Annotated in this window: 17 protein-coding genes; 11 read left to right on the plus strand and 6 right to left on the minus strand. The window is 58.8% G+C overall.

The annotated features are described in order from the left end of the window. The first annotated feature begins 83 nt into the window (after positions 1 to 83). On the plus strand, positions 84 to 878 hold the full coding sequence (locus CW267_RS04290) for a PhzF family phenazine biosynthesis protein (protein ID WP_012541776.1): 795 nt from the start codon (positions 84 to 86) through the stop codon (positions 876 to 878). A gap of 44 nt (positions 879 to 922) precedes the next feature. Here CW267_RS04290 and CW267_RS04295 read toward each other — a convergent pair whose 3' ends face one another. The 4 genes from CW267_RS04295 to CW267_RS04310 form a co-directional block, all read right to left on the minus strand. Then, entirely contained in the window at positions 923 to 2,242 is a 1,320-nt protein-coding gene (locus tag CW267_RS04295; RefSeq protein ID WP_032754356.1) for an MFS transporter, read from the minus strand. Between the two features lie 63 nt (positions 2,243 to 2,305). Further along, entirely contained in the window at positions 2,306 to 3,256 is a 951-nt protein-coding gene (locus CW267_RS04300) for a phosphoglycerate dehydrogenase (RefSeq protein ID WP_032754359.1), read from the minus strand. Between the two features lie 85 nt (positions 3,257 to 3,341). Next, complete coding sequence (locus CW267_RS04305; protein ID WP_023313144.1) at positions 3,342 to 4,226, minus strand: dihydrodipicolinate synthase family protein; 885 nt, start codon at positions 4,224 to 4,226, stop codon at positions 3,342 to 3,344. Positions 4,227 to 4,239: 13 nt separating this feature from the next. Then, positions 4,240 to 5,388: an iron-containing alcohol dehydrogenase gene (locus CW267_RS04310; RefSeq protein ID WP_032754364.1), complete on the minus strand. Its 1,149-nt coding sequence runs from the start codon at positions 5,386 to 5,388 to the stop codon at positions 4,240 to 4,242. A gap of 175 nt (positions 5,389 to 5,563) precedes the next feature. Between CW267_RS04310 and dtnK the strand changes: the two genes are divergently transcribed. From dtnK to CW267_RS04325, 3 genes are read left to right on the plus strand one after another with little or no spacing between them, the layout of a single operon-like run. Next, positions 5,564 to 6,799: a D-threonate kinase gene (gene dtnK / locus CW267_RS04315; protein ID WP_008804956.1), complete on the plus strand. Its 1,236-nt coding sequence runs from the start codon at positions 5,564 to 5,566 to the stop codon at positions 6,797 to 6,799. Then, positions 6,792 to 7,778, plus strand: coding sequence for a D-threonate 4-phosphate dehydrogenase (locus tag CW267_RS04320; RefSeq protein ID WP_100781031.1), 987 nt, complete (start codon positions 6,792 to 6,794; stop codon positions 7,776 to 7,778). The genes dtnK and CW267_RS04320 overlap by 8 nt, the downstream gene beginning before the upstream one ends. 1 nt (position 7,779) lies before the next feature. Beyond that, positions 7,780 to 8,541, plus strand: coding sequence for a DeoR/GlpR family DNA-binding transcription regulator (locus tag CW267_RS04325; RefSeq protein WP_012968265.1), 762 nt, complete (start codon positions 7,780 to 7,782; stop codon positions 8,539 to 8,541). Positions 8,542 to 8,555: 14 nt separating this feature from the next. Here CW267_RS04325 and CW267_RS04330 read toward each other — a convergent pair whose 3' ends face one another. Beyond that, a complete protein-coding gene (locus tag CW267_RS04330; protein ID WP_100781030.1) occupies positions 8,556 to 9,500 on the minus strand; it encodes an L-lactate dehydrogenase in 945 nt (314 codons plus the stop codon). A 145-nt stretch (positions 9,501 to 9,645) separates the two neighbouring features. Here CW267_RS04330 and CW267_RS04335 point away from each other — a divergent pair, with 145 nt between their 5' ends. Continuing rightward, positions 9,646 to 10,128: a GNAT family N-acetyltransferase gene (locus CW267_RS04335; protein ID WP_008804952.1), complete on the plus strand. Its 483-nt coding sequence runs from the start codon at positions 9,646 to 9,648 to the stop codon at positions 10,126 to 10,128. Here the strand turns inward: CW267_RS04335 and ptrR are convergent. Then, complete coding sequence (ptrR, locus tag CW267_RS04340) at positions 10,082 to 10,960, minus strand: putrescine utilization regulator PtrR (RefSeq protein ID WP_012968263.1); 879 nt, start codon at positions 10,958 to 10,960, stop codon at positions 10,082 to 10,084. The two genes, CW267_RS04335 and ptrR, sit on opposite strands and share 47 nt — an antisense overlap. 106 nt (positions 10,961 to 11,066) lie before the next feature. Here ptrR and sad point away from each other — a divergent pair, with 106 nt between their 5' ends. From sad to CW267_RS04370, 6 genes are all read left to right on the plus strand, one after another. Next, on the plus strand, positions 11,067 to 12,452 hold the full coding sequence (gene sad, locus CW267_RS04345; RefSeq protein WP_023340115.1) for a succinate-semialdehyde dehydrogenase: 1,386 nt from the start codon (positions 11,067 to 11,069) through the stop codon (positions 12,450 to 12,452). 60 nt (positions 12,453 to 12,512) lie between these two features. After that, entirely contained in the window at positions 12,513 to 13,460 is a 948-nt protein-coding gene (gene glsB / locus CW267_RS04350) for a glutaminase B (protein WP_022065782.1), read from the plus strand. Then, positions 13,460 to 13,828, plus strand: coding sequence for a DUF4186 domain-containing protein (locus tag CW267_RS04355; RefSeq protein WP_008804948.1), 369 nt, complete (start codon positions 13,460 to 13,462; stop codon positions 13,826 to 13,828). The genes glsB and CW267_RS04355 overlap by 1 nt, the downstream gene beginning before the upstream one ends. 114 nt (positions 13,829 to 13,942) lie before the next feature. Beyond that, a complete protein-coding gene (locus tag CW267_RS04360; protein WP_043875303.1) occupies positions 13,943 to 15,367 on the plus strand; it encodes a GGDEF domain-containing protein in 1,425 nt (474 codons plus the stop codon). 77 nt (positions 15,368 to 15,444) lie between these two features. Further along, positions 15,445 to 15,975 carry a GNAT family N-acetyltransferase gene (locus CW267_RS04365; RefSeq protein WP_008804946.1) on the plus strand — a complete coding sequence of 177 codons (531 nt, stop codon included), beginning with the start codon at positions 15,445 to 15,447 and terminating at the stop codon, positions 15,973 to 15,975. A 113-nt stretch (positions 15,976 to 16,088) separates the two neighbouring features. Further along, positions 16,089 to 17,540, plus strand: a complete 1,452-nt coding sequence (locus CW267_RS04370) for a tagaturonate reductase (RefSeq protein WP_100781029.1) — start codon at positions 16,089 to 16,091, stop codon at positions 17,538 to 17,540. Positions 17,541 to 17,607 lie beyond the last annotated feature (67 nt).

A 17,607-nucleotide genomic window follows, 5' to 3' on the forward strand; every position in this document is an offset into this window, starting at 1 on the left:
AAGCAATTAATTTTGCTATGGATAGTGTCAGGGGAGCGCTTTTGTGTCATGTTGAAGGAAAGTAAAAAAAGTAAGGACAGTGTATGCAGGAAATTCAATTTTATCTGGTCGATGCCTTCAGCGATAAAAACTTTGGCGGTAATGCCGCGGCCGTTTGCCCGCTCAGCGAGTGGTTAGCGGACGATGTATTGCTGAAAATGGCCCAACAGCATAACCAGTCCGAAACGGCGTTTTTCGTCCACACCGACGAAGGCTATGAGCTGCGCTGGTTTACCACGCTGGGCGAGATCAACCTCTGCGGCCACGCCACCCTGGCGACGGCGCATGTTATTTTCGAGTATCTTGACCATCCCTCGGCGACGATTACCTTCAGCACCCGTTTTGTCGGTGAACTGCGGGTGACCCGCAGCGGCGACTGGCTGACGCTCGACTTCCCGGCGTGGACGACCACCCCGGTGGACAACCCGCCGGCGGATCTGCTGGCCGGACTGGGGCTTGAGTCTGCCGTCGAGGTGCGGGAAGGGCGTGATTATCTGGTCGTGCTGGCGGATCGCCAGCAGGTTGAAGCGGTGCAGACCGATATGGCACGTCTGCAGAAGCTCGGCAAAATGATCTGCGTCAGCGCGCCGGATGAGGAGTATGACTTTGTCAGCCGCTTCTTCTGCCCGGGAGAAGGGGTGCCAGAGGATCCGGTGACCGGCTCCGCCCACAGCATGCTGATCCCCTGGTGGGGCGAAAAGCTGGGGAAAACCACCATGATGGCGCGCCAGGTTTCCGCCCGCGGCGGCGACCTGCGCTGCCAGTGGCAGGGCGACAGGGTGCTGATTAGCGGCCAGGCCACCACCTATCTGCGCGGAACGGTTTACCTGCGAGGGTAACAATGTGTTTACGCCCGGTGGCTTCCTCTACCGGGCGGTTGTGCTTAATGTTGTTCTGCAGTATTCAGGACCGGTGATTTTTCACCTTGATCATTGATAGGTTCGATTTTTCCCATCAGGAACAGGTAGTTGATTATCCCGACCACGACCAGAATGGCCGAGAAAATCAGTGCCCAGTTGAATGATCCTGTCGCAGCAACGATCGCACCCGTAATGATAGGACCTACCGCGCCCCCCATATTTGACACCGTATTCTGCAGCCCAGCGACAATGGAGACGCTGTTTTTGGGTGCTACATCGCCCGGTAAGGCCCAAACCTGTGATGCCGCTACCGTAGTGCCTGATTTGGCGACACACAAGAGAAAGACGGTCATGAAAACCGAGTCGGTAAATGGTGCAAAACCGATGCAAAGTGCCATGATCAAGCCGATGGTCAAAAACAGTTTACGGGTGGCCGTAAGAGACAACACTTTTTTATGTACCAGGCGATCCGAGGCCCAGCCAGCAAAAATTTCAATAACCATTCCGCATAATAAAGGCAGAGCGGCCACCATTCCCATTTTTATAAAATCCATCCCTTTTTCTTTCACCAGATAAGTTGGTAGCCAGGTGATAAAGAAATAAGAGGTGTAGTTGATGGTAAAAAAGCCGATGCACATTGCCCAAATGTTACGATAACGCAAGAGCTTATACCATTTCATGGGTAATACCGTTTTGTCGCCGTGATGTTGTTTTTGTCCATCACGAATCAAACGTACTTCTGAAGCGCTAATGCGTTTATGTTCTTCAGGGTTTTCAGCATAGATAAAATACCAGGCGATAACCCACAAAATGCCCACACTACCGATTATCAAAAAGGTCAGTCGCCAGTCAAAGGTGTAGATCATCCAGACGATAAGTGGCATGGCAATCGCCCCGCCAAATTTTGACGCACTATCGAAGAGTCCGGATACGGTGGCACGTTCTTTATCCGGAAACCAGCGTGCGGCGATCCCTGCGTTGCTGGGGTAGGCGGCGGCCTCGCCAACTCCCAAAGCCAGACGCAATGCCAGAAGTGATTTAAATCCCGTTGCCACGCCCATCATTGAGGTGGCAATAGACCACCAGGCAACTGCTATACCGAGTCCTTTCTTTTGACCAAAGCGGTCTGCAAACCATCCCGCGGGGATCTGCAATAATGAATATGACCAAAAGAAGGCCGCCATGATAAAGCCCATCATTTCGGGATCGAGTTTCAGTTCATCAATTAAATGAGGGGCTGCGGCAGATAATACCGTTCGGTCGATATAGTTAATGGCAATAGCCAACCACATTAATCCGGCTATCCACCAGCGAATACGAGTATTGCTAGCTGTCGTGTTCATATATTCGGCTCTGAGTAGATGTTCGTCATTTTGGTGGGAATGACATGCTTCCCACCTCGTTATTTACAGCGAATTCATAATGTTTTCAGGACGTTCACCGCGACAGACGCAGGTGATTATATTGTTGACGCAGCGCGCGCTGATATTGCTTATTGCACCATCCGTATATCCAGCAATGTGAGATGTTGGCGCAAAATTCGCCAGGGTAAACAAAGGGTGCTTAGCACAAGGCTCTTCGAGAAAAACGTCAGCTGCGGCTCCGGCGAGATGTCCTGATTTCAGTGCTTCATACAACGCTTGTTCATCAACAATACCGCCTCTGGAAACATTAATCAGGAATGCCCCTGTTTTCATCTGCTGTAGCCGGGCGGCATTAAACATATTTTCAGTTTCCGGGGTTAAAGGGGTATGCAGGCTAATAAAATCACTTTGCGCCGTCAGGGTATCCAGCGAGACATATTCAACCTGATGCTCCTGTGCAAATTCTCGGTCTGGCCAGGCGTCGGTGGCCAGCACTCGCATATTGAATCCGCGCGCACGTCGCGCCACTTCCTTGCCGATATGGCCTAAACCGACGATTCCCAGGGTTTTGCCATAAACATCAGTGGCAAAAATACGAGGCCAGTTGCCTGCTTTCGTTTCACTGATTGCCAGAGAAATCTGGCGGGCAGTATTGAGAATTAAACCAAAAGCAAAATCGGCCACCGCATGCTTATTGGCATCCGGAACGTTAGTGACAAAAATATTGCGCTGACGTGTCGCGTTAAGATCGATGTTATCCACACCAACGCCGTGTTTGCAGACAATTTTAAGCCTGGGAGCTTTTTCCAGCAGAGATTCATTGATGTCGGTAAAGGCGACAATCATCGCTATGGTATCAGGCAGATGCTGAGCCAGCATCTCTATAGAGGCATCGGCAGGCAACATGACCAGTTCCAGATCGGCCTCTTTCAGTGCCGAAATGGGCGCGTCGTCGTATTTGGCGAATGAGGGCGAGGTGCAAATTACTTTCATAACCGTTTCCTGTTTACTGGCGACAATGAGCGTCGCAAATACAAGACCTTGCCCCAGCCAGTGATGGCGGGGGCGGATACGTAAATTAGTGAAGGTAGGTATTAATGATATTTTTAATCTGCTGCAGCTGTTGGTCACTAAACTGCACCGCGTAGCGGCTGTCGCCCACCTCATGACCCATCAGTTGCAGGGCTTTTTTCACTGCCGCGGGTGAGAACGCCACCTTATACAGATCGGTGCGCAGGCCCGTCACGCGCTCCTGCGCCTGGCGCGATCCGGCGATATCTCCGGCGTGAAACAGCGACCAGATCGCGTTGATTTCCGCGGGGGCGACGTTGGCAAGCCCTGAGATGCAGGCCGAACAGCCGTCGACATACCCCTGATGGATAAGGGAGTCCGGCCCGTTCAGAACGTCGAAACCGTCAATGTCGCGTACCGCGTCAAGAAAGCCTTTCAGGCTATCGTAGCTGCCGGCGCTGTCCTTAATGCCGACGATATTCTCGTGTCGGGCCAGCTGGCGTGCCGTCTCCGGAGCAATGGTGTTCCCGGTGCGGGCGGGAATGTTGTAAAGAAAAAGCGGGACGCTCAGCGCGTCGGCGATCGCCGTATAGTGGTTAATCAGCTCTTCCTGCTTCAAGGGTACGAACCACGGGGTAATGGCCGATACCGCGTCAACCCCGAGGCGGGCGATCTGCTGGCCCAGCCGGCGAGTCTCGCGGGTGGAAATCTCCCCGATATGCGCTACCACCGGCGCGCGTCCGGCGGCTTCTTCCACGCAGGTTCTGGCGACGGCGATCTTCTCCTCCTCATTGAGGACAAAAAACTCGCCATTGGTGCCGCCGCAGAAAATCCCGTTGCCTGCGGCGAGCTGGCGCTGCACCTGTTGGCGTAGCGCTGGCAGGTTAAGGGCTCCCTCGGCGGTAAAAGGGGTGACGATGGCGGTGAGTACGCCGCTAATGGCTCTCCTCATTTTCTTTCTCCTGTTAGGCATGTTCTGGAAACAGCGTTTGATAGATAGCCGCAATCTCTTCGCGGCTGACGCTGCAGGGGGCGTTGTTCATCAGGCGCTTGACGTTTTGCGCCGCTGCGCTGAGAGCAGGGATGCTCTCCCTGGGCACGCCGAGCGCGGCCAGGTTGTCCGGCAGGGGCAGTCGTTTCACCAGCGCCGCCAGCCACGCGACCAGCGCATGGGATTTCTCTTCCTCACTGAGCGTGCGATCTGCGTCGGGGATCAGATCCCAGACCTGAGCGAATTTTGCCACCACGTAGGGGCGGACCACCCGCATGCAGGGCGCCAGCAGAATGGCGTTAGCCACCCCGTGCGGCAGGTGCCAGGTACCGCCAAGCGGATAGGAGAGCGCATGCACCAGATGGGTGCCGGCATGGTTGATCGCCGCGCCGCCGTACCACGAGGCCCAGAGCATCTCCAGCTTCGCCGTCAGATCCTGCGGCTGATCCACCGAACGTTCGATATGCCGCACCAGCTTGTGTAAACCGATTAACGCCGCGTTGTCGCTCACCGGATTGGCGACGGTGGAGGTAAAGCACTCCAGCAGATGACACAGGGCATCGATGCCGGTCGACGCCGCGATGCTGGCCGGCATGCTGGTGGTCAGCTCCGGCAGCAGGGCGACATAGTCCGGCAGCAGCACCGGGGAGATGATCCCCACTTTGGTCTGCTGCTCGGGGATCGCCAGAATGGCGTTCGGCGTCGCTTCGGAGCCGGTGCCGGCGGTGGCCGGGATCAACAATGAGCTAATCCGTCGTTGCGGCAACTCGCCTGCCAGCATGGCCGTCAGAGAAGGCGCCTCAGGATGCAGGAGCACCGAGAGCAGTTTCGCCACATCCAGCACGCTCCCCCCGCCGATGCCCACGATCATCTGGGGCTGACTGGCGCCCAGTTGGCTGACAATCTGCGCCACATCGTGATGGCTGGGCTCTGCCGGTACTGTGTCAATGACCTCAACCTGACGCCCTTCGGCCGCCAGCAGGCGATGGATCGCCCGGGTCGCTTCCAGCGCGCCAACGTTCTGGTCGGTCACCAGCAGGATGCGGGTTTTACCTGACAACAGCGGGAGCAGGGCCGTTGAGGCGCCCGCCCCGCTGATGATTGTGCTGTGTATCGTCGCCACGCGTTTCTCCTTGGTAGTAATTGATTGAATTCAATCATTCATGAATCGTGTCACTCGTCTGGTGGGGAAAAGTTATAATTTATACGGCAGTTTAATAACTTGAGCTTGCTCACATTTAATCAAATATGATTGAATATAATCAGTTTCAGATTTTCATCGACCACAAGGCAGAACAATGAACGATGGTAATAACCAGGTGCTGGTGCTGGCAGATGACTTTACGGGAGCCAATGACGCCGGTGTCAGCCTCGCTGAGGCGGGCATGTCGGTGGAAGTGGCCTTCAGCGCCGGGCAACCATCAACCGCCCGGGCGTTAATTCTCAACAGCGACAGCCGGGCAATGAGCGCCGCCGCCGCGGCGGACAAGGTCACCGGTCTGCTGCGCGGCGCGGCAAGATTTGTCCCGCACTGGCAGGTAAAGAAGATCGACTCCACGCTGCGCGGCAACCTTGGCGGCGAACTGGAGGCAATGATGGCGGCGCACGGCTGCCGGCTGGCGGTGGTGGCCCCGGCGTATCCGGCGGCCGGGCGGCATACCCGGGACGGGCGCTGCTATGTGCATGGGGTGGCCCTCGATCAGACCGAATTTGCCAGCGATCCGAAAACGCCCGTGAGCCGGGCGGAGATTAGCGAAATTATCGCCATGCAGAGCCGTCTTCCCTGTCTGACGTTGAACGCTGCCCAGCTTCCGGAGGCATTAGCGACGGCGGGCGAGGAGAAGCGAGTGTTGATTGTCGACGCCTGGGAAGACAGCCATCTGGACCAGGTGATCGACGCCGTTGCACCCCATGCGCGGGAGACCCTGCTGGTCGGCTCGGCGGGACTTTGCGAGGCGCTGGCGCGCCGCCTGCGCCGCTGCGAGCAGGGGCCGCTACTGGCGCTGGTTGGTTCGATGAGCGAGATGGCGCAGCGCCAGGTCGCTGCGCTGCAGGCTCATTCCCGAGTGAGAAAGATCGAAATAGATGTCGAACAGGCCTTTAGCAGATCGCCGAAGGAGGAAGCCTCGCGGATCGCCGAGGTGCTGCGTGAGGGTCATCACTGCGTGGTGACCACCCGCCCGAATAACGCCGCCCGGCACGGGATTGAAGCCCAGTGTAACGAACGCGGTCTCAGCCGCGCAGCCTACGGGGAGCACATCTGCGCCTGGCTTGCCGACGTCACGGCGCAGGCGGTGGCGCTGTGCCCACCGGGCGCCCTGTACCTCTCTGGCGGCGATGTAGCCATCGCCGTCGCGCACGCGCTCGGCGCCACCGGATTTCAGATCCGTGGGCGGGTGGCGCAGTGTGTGCCTTACGGGCACTTTCTCGGCGGTCGCTGGTCACGGCCGGTGATGACCAAAGCAGGGGGATTCGGCACCGACACTACGCTGTTAAATGTTGTGAATTTTATTGAGGAGAAACTGAGTGTCTAACATGATTGCAGTGACAATGGGCGACCCGGCAGGGATTGGTCCGGAGATTATTATCAAATCCCTCGCCGAAGGGGCGCTGAGCGGCGCGCCGGTGGTGGTGGTGGGCTGCGCGCAGACGCTGCGGCGGATCCTGGCGCTGAATATTACGCCGCGGGCGGAGCTGCGCATCATTGACCATCCCGCCGAGGCGAGTTTTTCCCCAGCGACCATCAACGTTATTGATGAACCGCTCAGCGACCCGCAGGGGCTGCGCCCTGGCGAAGTTCAGGCCCAGGCAGGGGACCTCGCGTTTCGCTGCATCAGGCGGGCGACCGCGCTGGCGCTGGACGGCGCGGTCGCGGCCATCGCTACCGCGCCGCTAAATAAAGAGGCGCTGCATCTCGCCGGGCACGCTTTCCCCGGCCATACCGAACTGCTGGCCCACCTGACGCAGACCACCGATTACGCCATGGTGCTCTATACCGAGAAGCTCAAGGTTATCCATATCACTACTCATATCGCCCTGCGCCAGTTCCTCGATACCCTCAACCAGCCGCGAATCGAGACGGTGATTGGCGTAGCGGATCGGTTTTTGCGCCGGGTCGGCTATCAGCGTCCGCGCATAGCGGTTGCCGGCGTTAACCCGCACGCCGGGGAGAACGGCCTGTTTGGCGATGAAGAGATCCGCATCGTCGCCCCGGCGGTCGCCGCCATGCAGGCGCAAGGGATAGAGGTCACCGGCCCCTGTCCACCGGACACGGTGTTTATGCAGTGTCATGAAGGTATGTACGACATGGTGGTGGCGATGTACCACGATCAGGGGCATATCCCGCTGAAGCTGCTCGGGTTCTATGATGGGGTGAATATCACCGCCGGGCTGCCGTTTATCCGTACCTCAGCGGATCATGGCACCGCGTTTGATATTGCCTGGACAGGTAAAGCGAAGTCTGAGAGCATGGCAACCTCCATTGAGCTCGCCATGCACATCGCGCAGGGATAACATGAAGGGATATAACCGGTTAGAGCAGATTATGGACTTCCTGAAAAGCCATAATCTGGTGACAGTCGACCAGCTGGTGGCGGCGACCAACGCCTCGCCGGCCACCATTCGTCGCGACCTGATCAAACTCGATCAGGAAGGGGTGATCAGCCGTACACATGGCGGGGTGACGCTGAACCGGTTTATTCCTTCCCAGCCGACGACGCTGGAGAAAGCCCAGCGCAGTCCGCTGGAAAAGCAGGCTATCGCCAGCGCGGCGGCCGCGCTGGTGAAGGCCGGCGACGCGATTGTGCTTGACGCCGGCACCACCATGATTGAGCTGGCGCGGCAGATCACCCATCTGCCGCTGCGGGTGATCACCAGCGATTTACATATCGCGCTGTTTTTGTCGGAATTTAAGCAGATAGAAGTGACGATTATCGGTGGGCGCATCGATGACAGCAGCCAGTCGTGCATCGGCGATCACGGCCGCCGCCTGCTGCAGACCATCTGGCCGGACCTTGCCTTCGTCAGTTGCAACGGCTGGGACCTCGAGAAGGGGATCACCGCCCCGACGGAGGAGAAGGCTGCCCTGAAACGTGATCTGATGGCTAATGCCCGGCGGCGCATCCTGCTGGCGGACAGCTCCAAATACGGCGCCTGGTCACTGTTCAATATTGCCCCGCTGGAGTCGTTGACCGATATCGTCACCGACGCCCATCTGCCGGAGGCGACCCGCGAGGCGCTGGTGACCCTTTCCCCACAGCTGATCATTGCTGACTGACTTGCAGGCTGCCGTCAGGGCAGACGGGCGATATTGGCCTTGATCACCGCTATCGACTGACTGAACTTCGCCTGCTCCTCGGCGGCCAGCTGCAGTTCAATAATCTGCTCCACGCCACCCTGGGCCAGCACCGCCGGCACCCCAGCCGCCGCGCCGCTGACCCCGTATTCACCGTCAAGAATGCAGGAGACCGCCAGCGCGCGGTGGCTGCCGGTGAAGATATTGCGGCAGATCTCGGCGATGGTGCCTGCCACGCCATATTCAGTGCAGCCTTTACCCGCGTAGATCTCAAACCCCAGCTTTCGTACTTTTTCGGCCATTGCCTCGCGGTTGAGCGGGTGCCCGGTGCGCTGCTGGTAGAGGTCGGCGATCGGCGAGCCATACACCGAGGAGTGTGACCATACCGGAAACTGGGTATCGCCATGCTCGCCGAGGATAAAGGCGTCGATGCTCTGGGCGCCAATATCCAGCTCCTGCGCCAGCAGGCGACGCAGGCGGGTGGTATCCAGCCAGACCCCGGAGCCCAGCACCTGACTGCGCGGCAGGCCAGAGAGCTGCCATACCTGCCAGGTGATGATGTCGCAGGGGTTGGTGGCCACCAGAAAGATGCCGTTAAACCCGTTGGCCATCATCGTCGGCACAATACTTTTCACAATCTTCGCCGTCGTGGTCAGTTCATCCAGCCGACTCTGACCGGGGCGCAGCGCACCGCCGGAAACGGTGATCACCGCGATATCGACATCAGCGCAGTCGCTGGCTTCCCGGGTGGAGATGGTCATCATCCCCGGCAGATAGGCCGCGGCATCGCTGAGATCCTGGGCATGGGCCTCGGCACGCTGTTGGTTAAGGTCGACGAGGATCAGCTCCTCGCAAATGCTCTGGTTGAGGAGGGCGTAGGCCGCCGACGCGCCGACATTGCCGGCGCCAATAATCATCACTTTACGGGCTTTGGTGTGCATATTAAGATCTCAAGTACGAACGGCAGGGGATAAAATTACTGTGTTTCAGCGAGTTAGCGCAAGAGGTGGGCAGCAATATAAGTTAATGCTATGGCGGAAACGGGCCGAGGGCGCGCTACAGTGGCGTAAAAAAAGGAGTTCACCTATGTATACCGTTACCGACATCGCCCCCACCGACGCAGAATTTACCGCCCTGATTGCCGCTCTCGACGCCTGGCAGGAGACACTCTATCCGGCAGAGAGCAACCATTTGCTGGACCTCAGCCAGCTGCCGCCGCAGACGGTGATCGCCCTGGTCATCCGCAGCGCGCAGGGCGAGGCCGTTGGCTGCGGGGCTATCGTCCTCAGTGAGGAAGGTTTCGGCGAGATGAAGCGGGTCTATATCGATCCGCAGCACCGCGGACAGCAGCTGGGAGAAAAGCTGCTGGCGGCGCTGGAAGCGAAAGCGCGCCAGCGCGACTGTCATACGCTGCGGCTTGAAACCGGTATCCATCAGCATGCGGCCATCACCCTCTACACGCGCAACGGCTACCAGACCCGCTGCGCGTTTGCGCCGTATCAGCCCGATCCGCTCAGCGTGTTTATGGAGAAACCGCTGTTTGCCGATCTTCGTTCAGCAGCGCTATAAACGCCTCCAGCTGGCGGGTTTTGGCGCCCCGGCGCCACACCAGCCAGGTGGTTAACCAGCGCCACTCTTCGGCCAGCGGCCAGGCGGAAACCTGCTGATGACCGGGCATACTCTCCAGCATACTGCGCGGGATCAACGCCAGGCCCGCGCCGGCGATCACGCAGGCCAGCATCCCATGGTAAGACTCCATCTCGTGGATCCTGCCCGGGGTTGCTCTGTCGGCATGGAACCAGCTCTCAAAATGCCGGCGGTAGGAGCAGTTGGCGCGAAAGGCGTAAACGTTGGCCCCGTTCACTTCGCTGGCGCGGGCGATGGGCGCGTGGCCGTACGGGGCGACGATCATCATCTCTTCCGGGAACACCGGCAGCCCCTCCAGACCCGGATGCACCAGCGGGCCGTCAACGAACGCGGCGCTCAGGGCGCCCTCCAGCACGCCGTCGATCATCGTCCCGGAAGGGCCGGTGGAGAGCGCCAGGTGAATTTTCGGGTAGCGCTGATTAAAGTGGGCCAGGGTGGTGGGGATCCGTACCGCCGCGGTGCTCTCCAGCGAACCAAGAGAAAACAGCCCCTGGGGTTCGTCGCCCGCCACCACCATCCGCGCCTCGTCCACCAGGGCGAGGATCTGCTGGCTGTAGCGCAAAAAGCTGTGTCCCGCAGGCGAGAGGCGCAGGCGCTGGTTCTCGCGGATAAACAGCTCAACGCCGAGGTCTGCCTCCAGCTGGCGGATGCGGGTGGTGAGGTTGGACGGCACGCGATGCACTTTCTGGGCCGCCTGGGTAATACTGCCGGTGGTGGCGACAGCGTTAAACATCTCTAGCTGAGTCAGGTCCATACTATTCTTCTTTTGTGAATGCGTTGCTTAATATTATTCATTTTCAATGAATGGAAAGGTAAGCCAGAATACGGTTACTTCGCAAGCAACGAGAGAGAGAATAACGATGAATTTATCTGCAACGCACGCGGTTTCCGTCAACCCGACTACCGGTGAGGTGGTCTCCTCGCTGCCCTGGGCCAGCGAACGCGAGGTCGATGCGGCTATCGCTCTCGCCGCGGCAGGCTATCGCCAGTGGCGTCAGACGCCGCTCGCCGAGCGCGCTGATGCGCTGCGCCGCATCGGGGCCGCGCTGCGCGCCCGCGGGGAAGAGGTGGCCCAGATGATCACCCTCGAGATGGGCAAGCCGATCGCTCAGGCGCGCGGCGAGGTGGCGAAATCCGCCAACCTCTGCGACTGGTACGCCGAGCACGGCCCGGCGATGCTGGCGACGGAAGCCACCCAGGTGGAAAATAACCAGGCGGTGATTGAGTATCGTCCGCTGGGCGCCATTCTGGCGGTCATGCCGTGGAACTTCCCGGTCTGGCAGGTGCTGCGCGGCGCGGTGCCGATCCTGCTTGCCGGCAACAGCTACCTGCTGAAGCATGCCCCGAACGTGATGGGCAGCGCCCGCCTGCTGGGCGAGATTTTTGCCGCCGCCGGCCTGCCGGATGGCGTGTTCGGTTGGGTGAACGCCACCAATGACGGCGTTTCGCAGATCATCAATGATGACCGCATCGCGGCGGTGACCGTCACCGGCAGCGTCCGCGCCGGCAAGGCGATTGGCGCCCAGGCGGGGGCGGCGCTGAAGAAATGCGTGCTTGAGCTGGGTGGCTCCGATCCCTTTATCGTGCTCAACGATGCCGACCTGGATGAGGCGGTAAAGGCCGCCGTCACCGGCCGCTATCAGAACAGCGGCCAGGTGTGCGCCGCGTCGAAACGCTTCATCCTCGAAGCCGGTATTGCCGAGGCCTTCACCCGCAAATTCGTCGACGCCGTGGCGGCGCTGAAGATGGGCGACCCGCGCGATGAGCAAAACTACGTCGGACCGATGGCGCGTTTCGACCTGCGCGATGAACTGCACCAGCAGGTGACCGCGACCCTTGATGAAGGGGCAACTCTGCTGCTGGGCGCGGAAAAAATCGAAGGGGCGGGCAACTACTATGCGCCAACGGTGCTGGGCAATGTCACCGCCGGGATGACCGGTTTTCGTCAGGAGCTGTTTGGTCCGGTAGCAACCCTGACCACCGCTCGCGACGCTGACCATGCGCTGGCCCTCGCCAACGACAGCGAGTTTGGTTTGTCTGCAACGGTCTATACCACCGACGAGGCGCAGGCCCAGCGCTTCGCCCGCGAGCTGGAGTGCGGCGGCGTCTTCCTCAACGGCTACTGCGCCAGCGACGCCCGCGTGGCCTTCGGCGGCGTGAAGAAGAGTGGTTTTGGTCGCGAGCTGTCACATTTTGGTCTGCACGAGTTCTGTAATGCGCAGACCGTCTGGAAAGACCGTCGCTAATCAACGTTAGCCCCCTGACGACCGTCGTCCACGTCTGCTATACTCGCCCACCAAATTTCGATGGTGGGCAAGGAGCTGCATGTGGCGGCGGTGATCAATAACGCAATGCTGGAAGCCATTCTGGCAGAAATCAGGCCGCTGATTGGCCGCGGTAAAGTGGCGGATTACATTCCGGCGCTGGCCAGCGTCAGCGGCGATAAGCTTGGCATTGCGATCAGTACGGTAGACGGGCAGCACTTCGCCGCCGGCGATGCGCATGAACGTTTTTCCATCCAGTCTATCTCCAAGGTATTGAGCCTGGTGGTGGCCATGAACCACTATCAGGAAGAGGAGATCTGGCAGCGGGTGGGGAAAGATCCGTCCGGCCAACCCTTTAACTCCCTTTTGCAGCTGGAGATCGAGCAGGGCAAACCGCGAAACCCGTTTATCAACGCCGGGGCGCTGGTGGTCTGCGACATGCTGCAGAGCCGGCTCAGCGCCCCGCGTCAGCGGATGCTGGAGATTGTCCGCCGCCTGAGCGGCGTGGCCGATATCGCCTACGATCCGGTGGTGGCCCGTTCTGAGTTCGAGCATTCGGCGCGCAACGCCGCCATCGCCTGGCTGATGAAATCCTTCGGTAACTTCCATAACGACGTCGCCACCGTGCTGCAGAACTATTTCCACTACTGTTCGCTGGAGATGAGCTGCGTTGAGCTGGCGCGAACCTTCCTGTTCCTCGCCGATCGCGGTATCGCCCCGCACCTGGAGGCACCGGTTATCGCGCCCATTCAGTCCCGTCAGGTGAATGCCCTGATGATGACCAGCGGCATGTACCAGAACGCCGGCGAATTCGCCTGGCGCGTTGGCCTGCCGGCGAAATCGGGCGTCGGCGGCGGAATTGTGGCGATTGTGCCGCAGGAGATGGCGATCGCCGTGTGGAGCCCGGAGCTTGATGACGCCGGGAACTCGCTGGCCGGCGTGGCGCTGCTAGAAAAACTGACTCAGCGGATGGGGAGGTCGGTGTTCTGATGGTTGAGCAGGATCGGTTGTTTGCCCGTCTGGCGCGCTCGACGTTTCGTTCACGCTTTCGACTCGGGGTCAAAGAGCGGCAATACTGTCTTGATAAGGGGCCGGAGATCATCGACCAGCACGCTGCGGATTTTATCCGCCAGCGGCTGGCGCCCGCCGAACCGATGAACGACGGTAAGCAGACGCCGATGCGCGGCCATCCGGTATTTATCGCCCAGCATGCGACCGCCACCTGCTGCCGCGGCTGTCTGGAAAAATGGCACGCCATTCCCCACGGCCGCGCGCTGAGCGAGCAGGAGCAGCGCTATGTGGTGCAGGTGATCCATCACTGGCTGGTGCTGCAGATGAACGGCCCGTCTGTGCGGTAATCTGCATTTGATCGGCGCCGGAGTATGCCTGATAAATATTCTCATGTTATGATAATCCGCTAACTAATTATTAACATAATAATTGCCTGAAACAATTAGACGGATAATTACTGAATGTCTTCACTGTCGATTCGGTCATTTACGCTGTTTCGTGAAGAGCAGCCCGTGCGCGACGCACTGGTATTATTCACGTTAACGCTACTACTGCATTTTCTGGGGGCCATGCTGCGCCTGGTGCAGGAGCTCTCATTCTTCTGGCCGCTCAATGCCGTGATGGCCGGGATCTTTGCGCGCTATGTCTGGCTTAATCGCAGCTATTTTTATGCCGTCTGTTTTGCGGCAATGCTGGTTTATGACGGACTCACTTCGCGCTGGGGGATGGGCTTTGCCTCATTGCTGATTAATTTCTCCAATATTGTCTTTATTGTGGTGCTGGCGCAGCTGGTGCTGTGGGATAAGCGACGCGCCGACTCCATGCCCGGCCCGATTAATGCGCTTAATTTATTCTGTTTTTGCCTGTTTGCCGCCTTATTGTGCGCCGCCGTCGGCGCCCTGGGGTCGGTGGATGTTGAACGCGCCACCTTTATTCCCCAACTGGCAGACTGGTTTAGCGAACAGTTCTCGACAGCGGTGCTGATCCTGCCGTTTATTCTGACCCTGACGTTGCCTTCGGCATTAAGCGGTTTTCGTTTTCGCCAACTGCTGCCCGCGCTGGCGCTGGTGCTGTCGATAGCCCTCGGCGTGGCGGTGGGCGGCGCCGGCAGCATTACCTTCCCGTTGCCGGCCCTGATCTGGTGCGCCGTTCGTTATCCGCTGCCGCTGACCTGCCTGTTAACCTTTCTCACCGGCATCAGCGAGATATTGCTGGTCGCCAACTCGTTAATTCACTTTTCGCCGGATGCGCGAATGCAGCCGTGGCAGCTGTTCTCCACCCGCCTAGGCATTGCCGCTATGCTGATTAGCCCGGTGATTGTCGCTTCCAGTGTCGAAGCGATTAACACGCTGGTGAAACAGCTGGCCCTGCGCGCCGATTTTGATTTTCAGACCCGGGTGTATTCCCGTTCCGGACTGAGCGAGGCGCTGAAGCGTCAGACGTTGCCCGCCGATAAGCTGCTGACGGTGATGGTGCTGGATATCGATGGCTTCAAACGGGTGAATGATGCTCTGGGCCATGAAGGCGGCGATTGCGTATTGACCCAGTTTGCCCAACAGGTTCGGCAGCTGGTGGACGAGCAGGGGATGGTTGCCCGCATTGGCGGTGAAGAGTTTGCGGTGGCGGCGGTCGTCGACAGTACCCAGCAGGGCTATTTACTGGCGGAAAAAATCCGCCACGGGGTGGAGTCGCAACCCTTCGGCCTGGGGCAGAATCCAATCCACCTGACCATCAGCATGGGGCTGGAGACGCGCGAGGTGGGGCACGCTCGCATCACGGAGCTGTTTAACCAATTGCTGATGGCGGCAGACGAGGAGATGGTCAAAGCCAAACAGACCGGTCGCAATCGCATCTGTATGCCAGCGCTAACCGAAAGCGCACCATAAGAAAATCCTATACGGAATCCGCTTGTGTTAATTTTTGGTTAAAAACATAGTGATGTGGTCAATTACAGGGAGCTTCCATGACCACATCCTTTTCACTGCGCACGCTGTCGCGTGACGATATTCTGCATCACCTCCCGGCATTAAGCGATATCCTGGCAAGCTGCGTCAACGGCGGCGCCTCGGTAAGTTTTATGCTGCCCTTTAGCGCGCACACGGCCACCACTTTCTGGCAACATACCGCCGACAGCGTGGCGGCCGGGGAGCGCATCGTGCTGGCGGCCCTCGACGCGGATGAAAGGCCCGTCGGTACCGTGCAACTTATTACCCGCCAACCGGAAAACCAGCCCCATCGTGCGGATGTCGCCAAACTTTTGGTTCACCAAAATGCCCGTCGCCAGGGGATTGCCAACGCGCTGATGAGCGAGCTAGAGCATGTTGCCCGACAGGAAGGGAAAACGGTGTTGGTGCTGGACACGGCAGCCGGTAGCGGGGCGGAGCAGTTCTATGTCCGCTGTGGCTGGGAAAAAGTGGGGGAAATCCCGCGCTATGCGCTGATGCCTGACGGAGAGATGACCGCCACCTCACTGTTCTATAAGTTTTTGCCCTGACGGTCGCTATTGCAGAATGCTTTGATCAAAACGGGGTTTCACTGGTAGAAAAACCTGATAACTTATTGGACCAATTACTCAGGTTGTATGACTACTATTAGAGGGAACCCATTGTGAAAACATTAAACCGTCGTGATTTCCCCGGCGCGCAGTACCCTGACCGTATCATCCAGTTTGGTGAAGGCAATTTCCTGCGCGCATTCGTTGACTGGCAGATAGATCTCCTCAACGAGCATACCGACCTGAATGCGGGCATCGTGGTCGTCCGTCCTATTGCGACGGATTTCCCGCCTTCACTGAGCACCCAGGACGGCCTTTACACCACCATTATTCGCGGTCTGAACGAGCAAGGTGAGGCGGTGAGCGACGCGCGCTTGATCCGCTCGGTCAACCGGGAGATCAGCGCTTACGCTGACTTCGACGCTTTTTTACGTCTGGCGCATAACCCGGAGATGCGGTTTGTCTTCTCCAATACCACTGAGGCGGGCATCAGCTATCATTCCGGGGATCGTTTTGACGACGCGCCGCCGGTCAGTTATCCGGCGAAACTGACGCGTCTGCTGTTTGAACGCTACCAGCATTTCGCCGGTGCGGCCGACAAGGGATGGGTGATTATTCCCTGCGAACTGATCGATTATAACGGCGAGGCGCTGCAGGCGCTGGTGCTGCGCTATGCTGCTGAGTGGCAGCTGCCGCAGGCTTTTATCCGCTGGCTGACCTCGGCGAACACCTTCTGTTCAACGCTGGTGGATCGCATCGTAACCGGCTATCCGCGTGATGAAGTGGCGGCCCTTGAGGCACAGACTGGCTATAAAGATGCCTTCCTTGATACCGCCGAGCATTTCTACCTGTTTGTGATCCAGGGGCCTGCCTCGCTGGCGGCCGAGCTGCGTCTCGATAAACTGCCGCTGAATGTGCGCATTGTGGACGATATCAAGCCGTATAAAGAGCGCAAAGTGGCGATCCTCAACGGGGCGCATACCGCGCTGGTGCCGGTGGCCTTCCTGGCCGGGATCGACACCGTGGGTGAGGCGATGAACGATGCGGAGATTTGCGCGTTTGTCGAAAAAGCGATTTATGACGAGATTATTCCGGTGCTGGATCTGCCGCGCGATGAGCTTGAGTCATTTGCCAGCGCCGTGACCGGGCGCTTCCGTAACCCGTATATTAAACATCAGCTGCTCTCGATTGCGCTCAACGGCATGACCAAATACCGCACTCGCATTCTGCCGCAACTGCTGGCAGGGCAGCAAAAGAGTGGGCAACTGCCGCCGCGGCTGACTTTTGCCCTGGCAGCACTGATCGCCTTTTACCGGGGAGAGCGGGAGGGTGAACGCTATCCGGTACAGGATGACGCCGAATGGTTGACGCGATATCAGACGCTGTGGGCCCGGCATCGGGATCGCCAGATGAGCACCCGCGAGCTGGTGACTGCGGTACTCAGCGTAGAGGCTCATTGGGAACAGGACTTGAGCCAGATCCCGGGTCTGGTGGAGCAGGTGACTGCCGACCTCGATGCTATCCTGTCCCGCGGTATGCGCGATGCTGTACAGCCTTTGTGCTGATAGCGGACGTCATTCACCCGGCTGCGGCCGGGTTTTAAAGCTACCTCATTAGTTACAACATACTTTT

Origin of the sequence: Klebsiella sp. X1-16S-Nf21, assembly GCF_002837615.1 — a bacterium.
GTDB classification, from domain to species: domain Bacteria; phylum Pseudomonadota; class Gammaproteobacteria; order Enterobacterales; family Enterobacteriaceae; genus Klebsiella; species Klebsiella variicola.

Excerpts from the sequence above, each read along its gene's own strand:
- CW267_RS04290 (WP_012541776.1), top strand. The coding sequence starts at position 84 with ATGCAGGAAATTCAATTTTATCTGGTCGATGCCTTCAGCGATAAAAAC.
- CW267_RS04295 (WP_032754356.1), bottom strand. The coding sequence starts at position 2,242 with ATGAACACGACAGCTAGCAATACTCGTATTCGCTGGTGGATAGCCGGA.
- CW267_RS04300 (WP_032754359.1), bottom strand. The coding sequence starts at position 3,256 with ATGAAAGTAATTTGCACCTCGCCCTCATTCGCCAAATACGACGACGCG.
- CW267_RS04305 (WP_023313144.1), bottom strand. The coding sequence starts at position 4,226 with ATGAGGAGAGCCATTAGCGGCGTACTCACCGCCATCGTCACCCCTTTT.
- dtnK (WP_008804956.1), top strand. The coding sequence starts at position 5,564 with ATGAACGATGGTAATAACCAGGTGCTGGTGCTGGCAGATGACTTTACG.
- CW267_RS04325 (WP_012968265.1), top strand. The coding sequence starts at position 7,780 with ATGAAGGGATATAACCGGTTAGAGCAGATTATGGACTTCCTGAAAAGC.
- CW267_RS04330 (WP_100781030.1), bottom strand. The coding sequence starts at position 9,500 with ATGCACACCAAAGCCCGTAAAGTGATGATTATTGGCGCCGGCAATGTC.
- CW267_RS04335 (WP_008804952.1), top strand. The coding sequence starts at position 9,646 with ATGTATACCGTTACCGACATCGCCCCCACCGACGCAGAATTTACCGCC.
- ptrR (WP_012968263.1), bottom strand. The coding sequence starts at position 10,960 with ATGGACCTGACTCAGCTAGAGATGTTTAACGCTGTCGCCACCACCGGC.
- sad (WP_023340115.1), top strand. The coding sequence starts at position 11,067 with ATGAATTTATCTGCAACGCACGCGGTTTCCGTCAACCCGACTACCGGT.
- glsB (WP_022065782.1), top strand. The coding sequence starts at position 12,513 with ATGGTGGGCAAGGAGCTGCATGTGGCGGCGGTGATCAATAACGCAATG.
- CW267_RS04355 (WP_008804948.1), top strand. The coding sequence starts at position 13,460 with ATGGTTGAGCAGGATCGGTTGTTTGCCCGTCTGGCGCGCTCGACGTTT.
- CW267_RS04360 (WP_043875303.1), top strand. The coding sequence starts at position 13,943 with ATGTCTTCACTGTCGATTCGGTCATTTACGCTGTTTCGTGAAGAGCAG.
- CW267_RS04365 (WP_008804946.1), top strand. The coding sequence starts at position 15,445 with ATGACCACATCCTTTTCACTGCGCACGCTGTCGCGTGACGATATTCTG.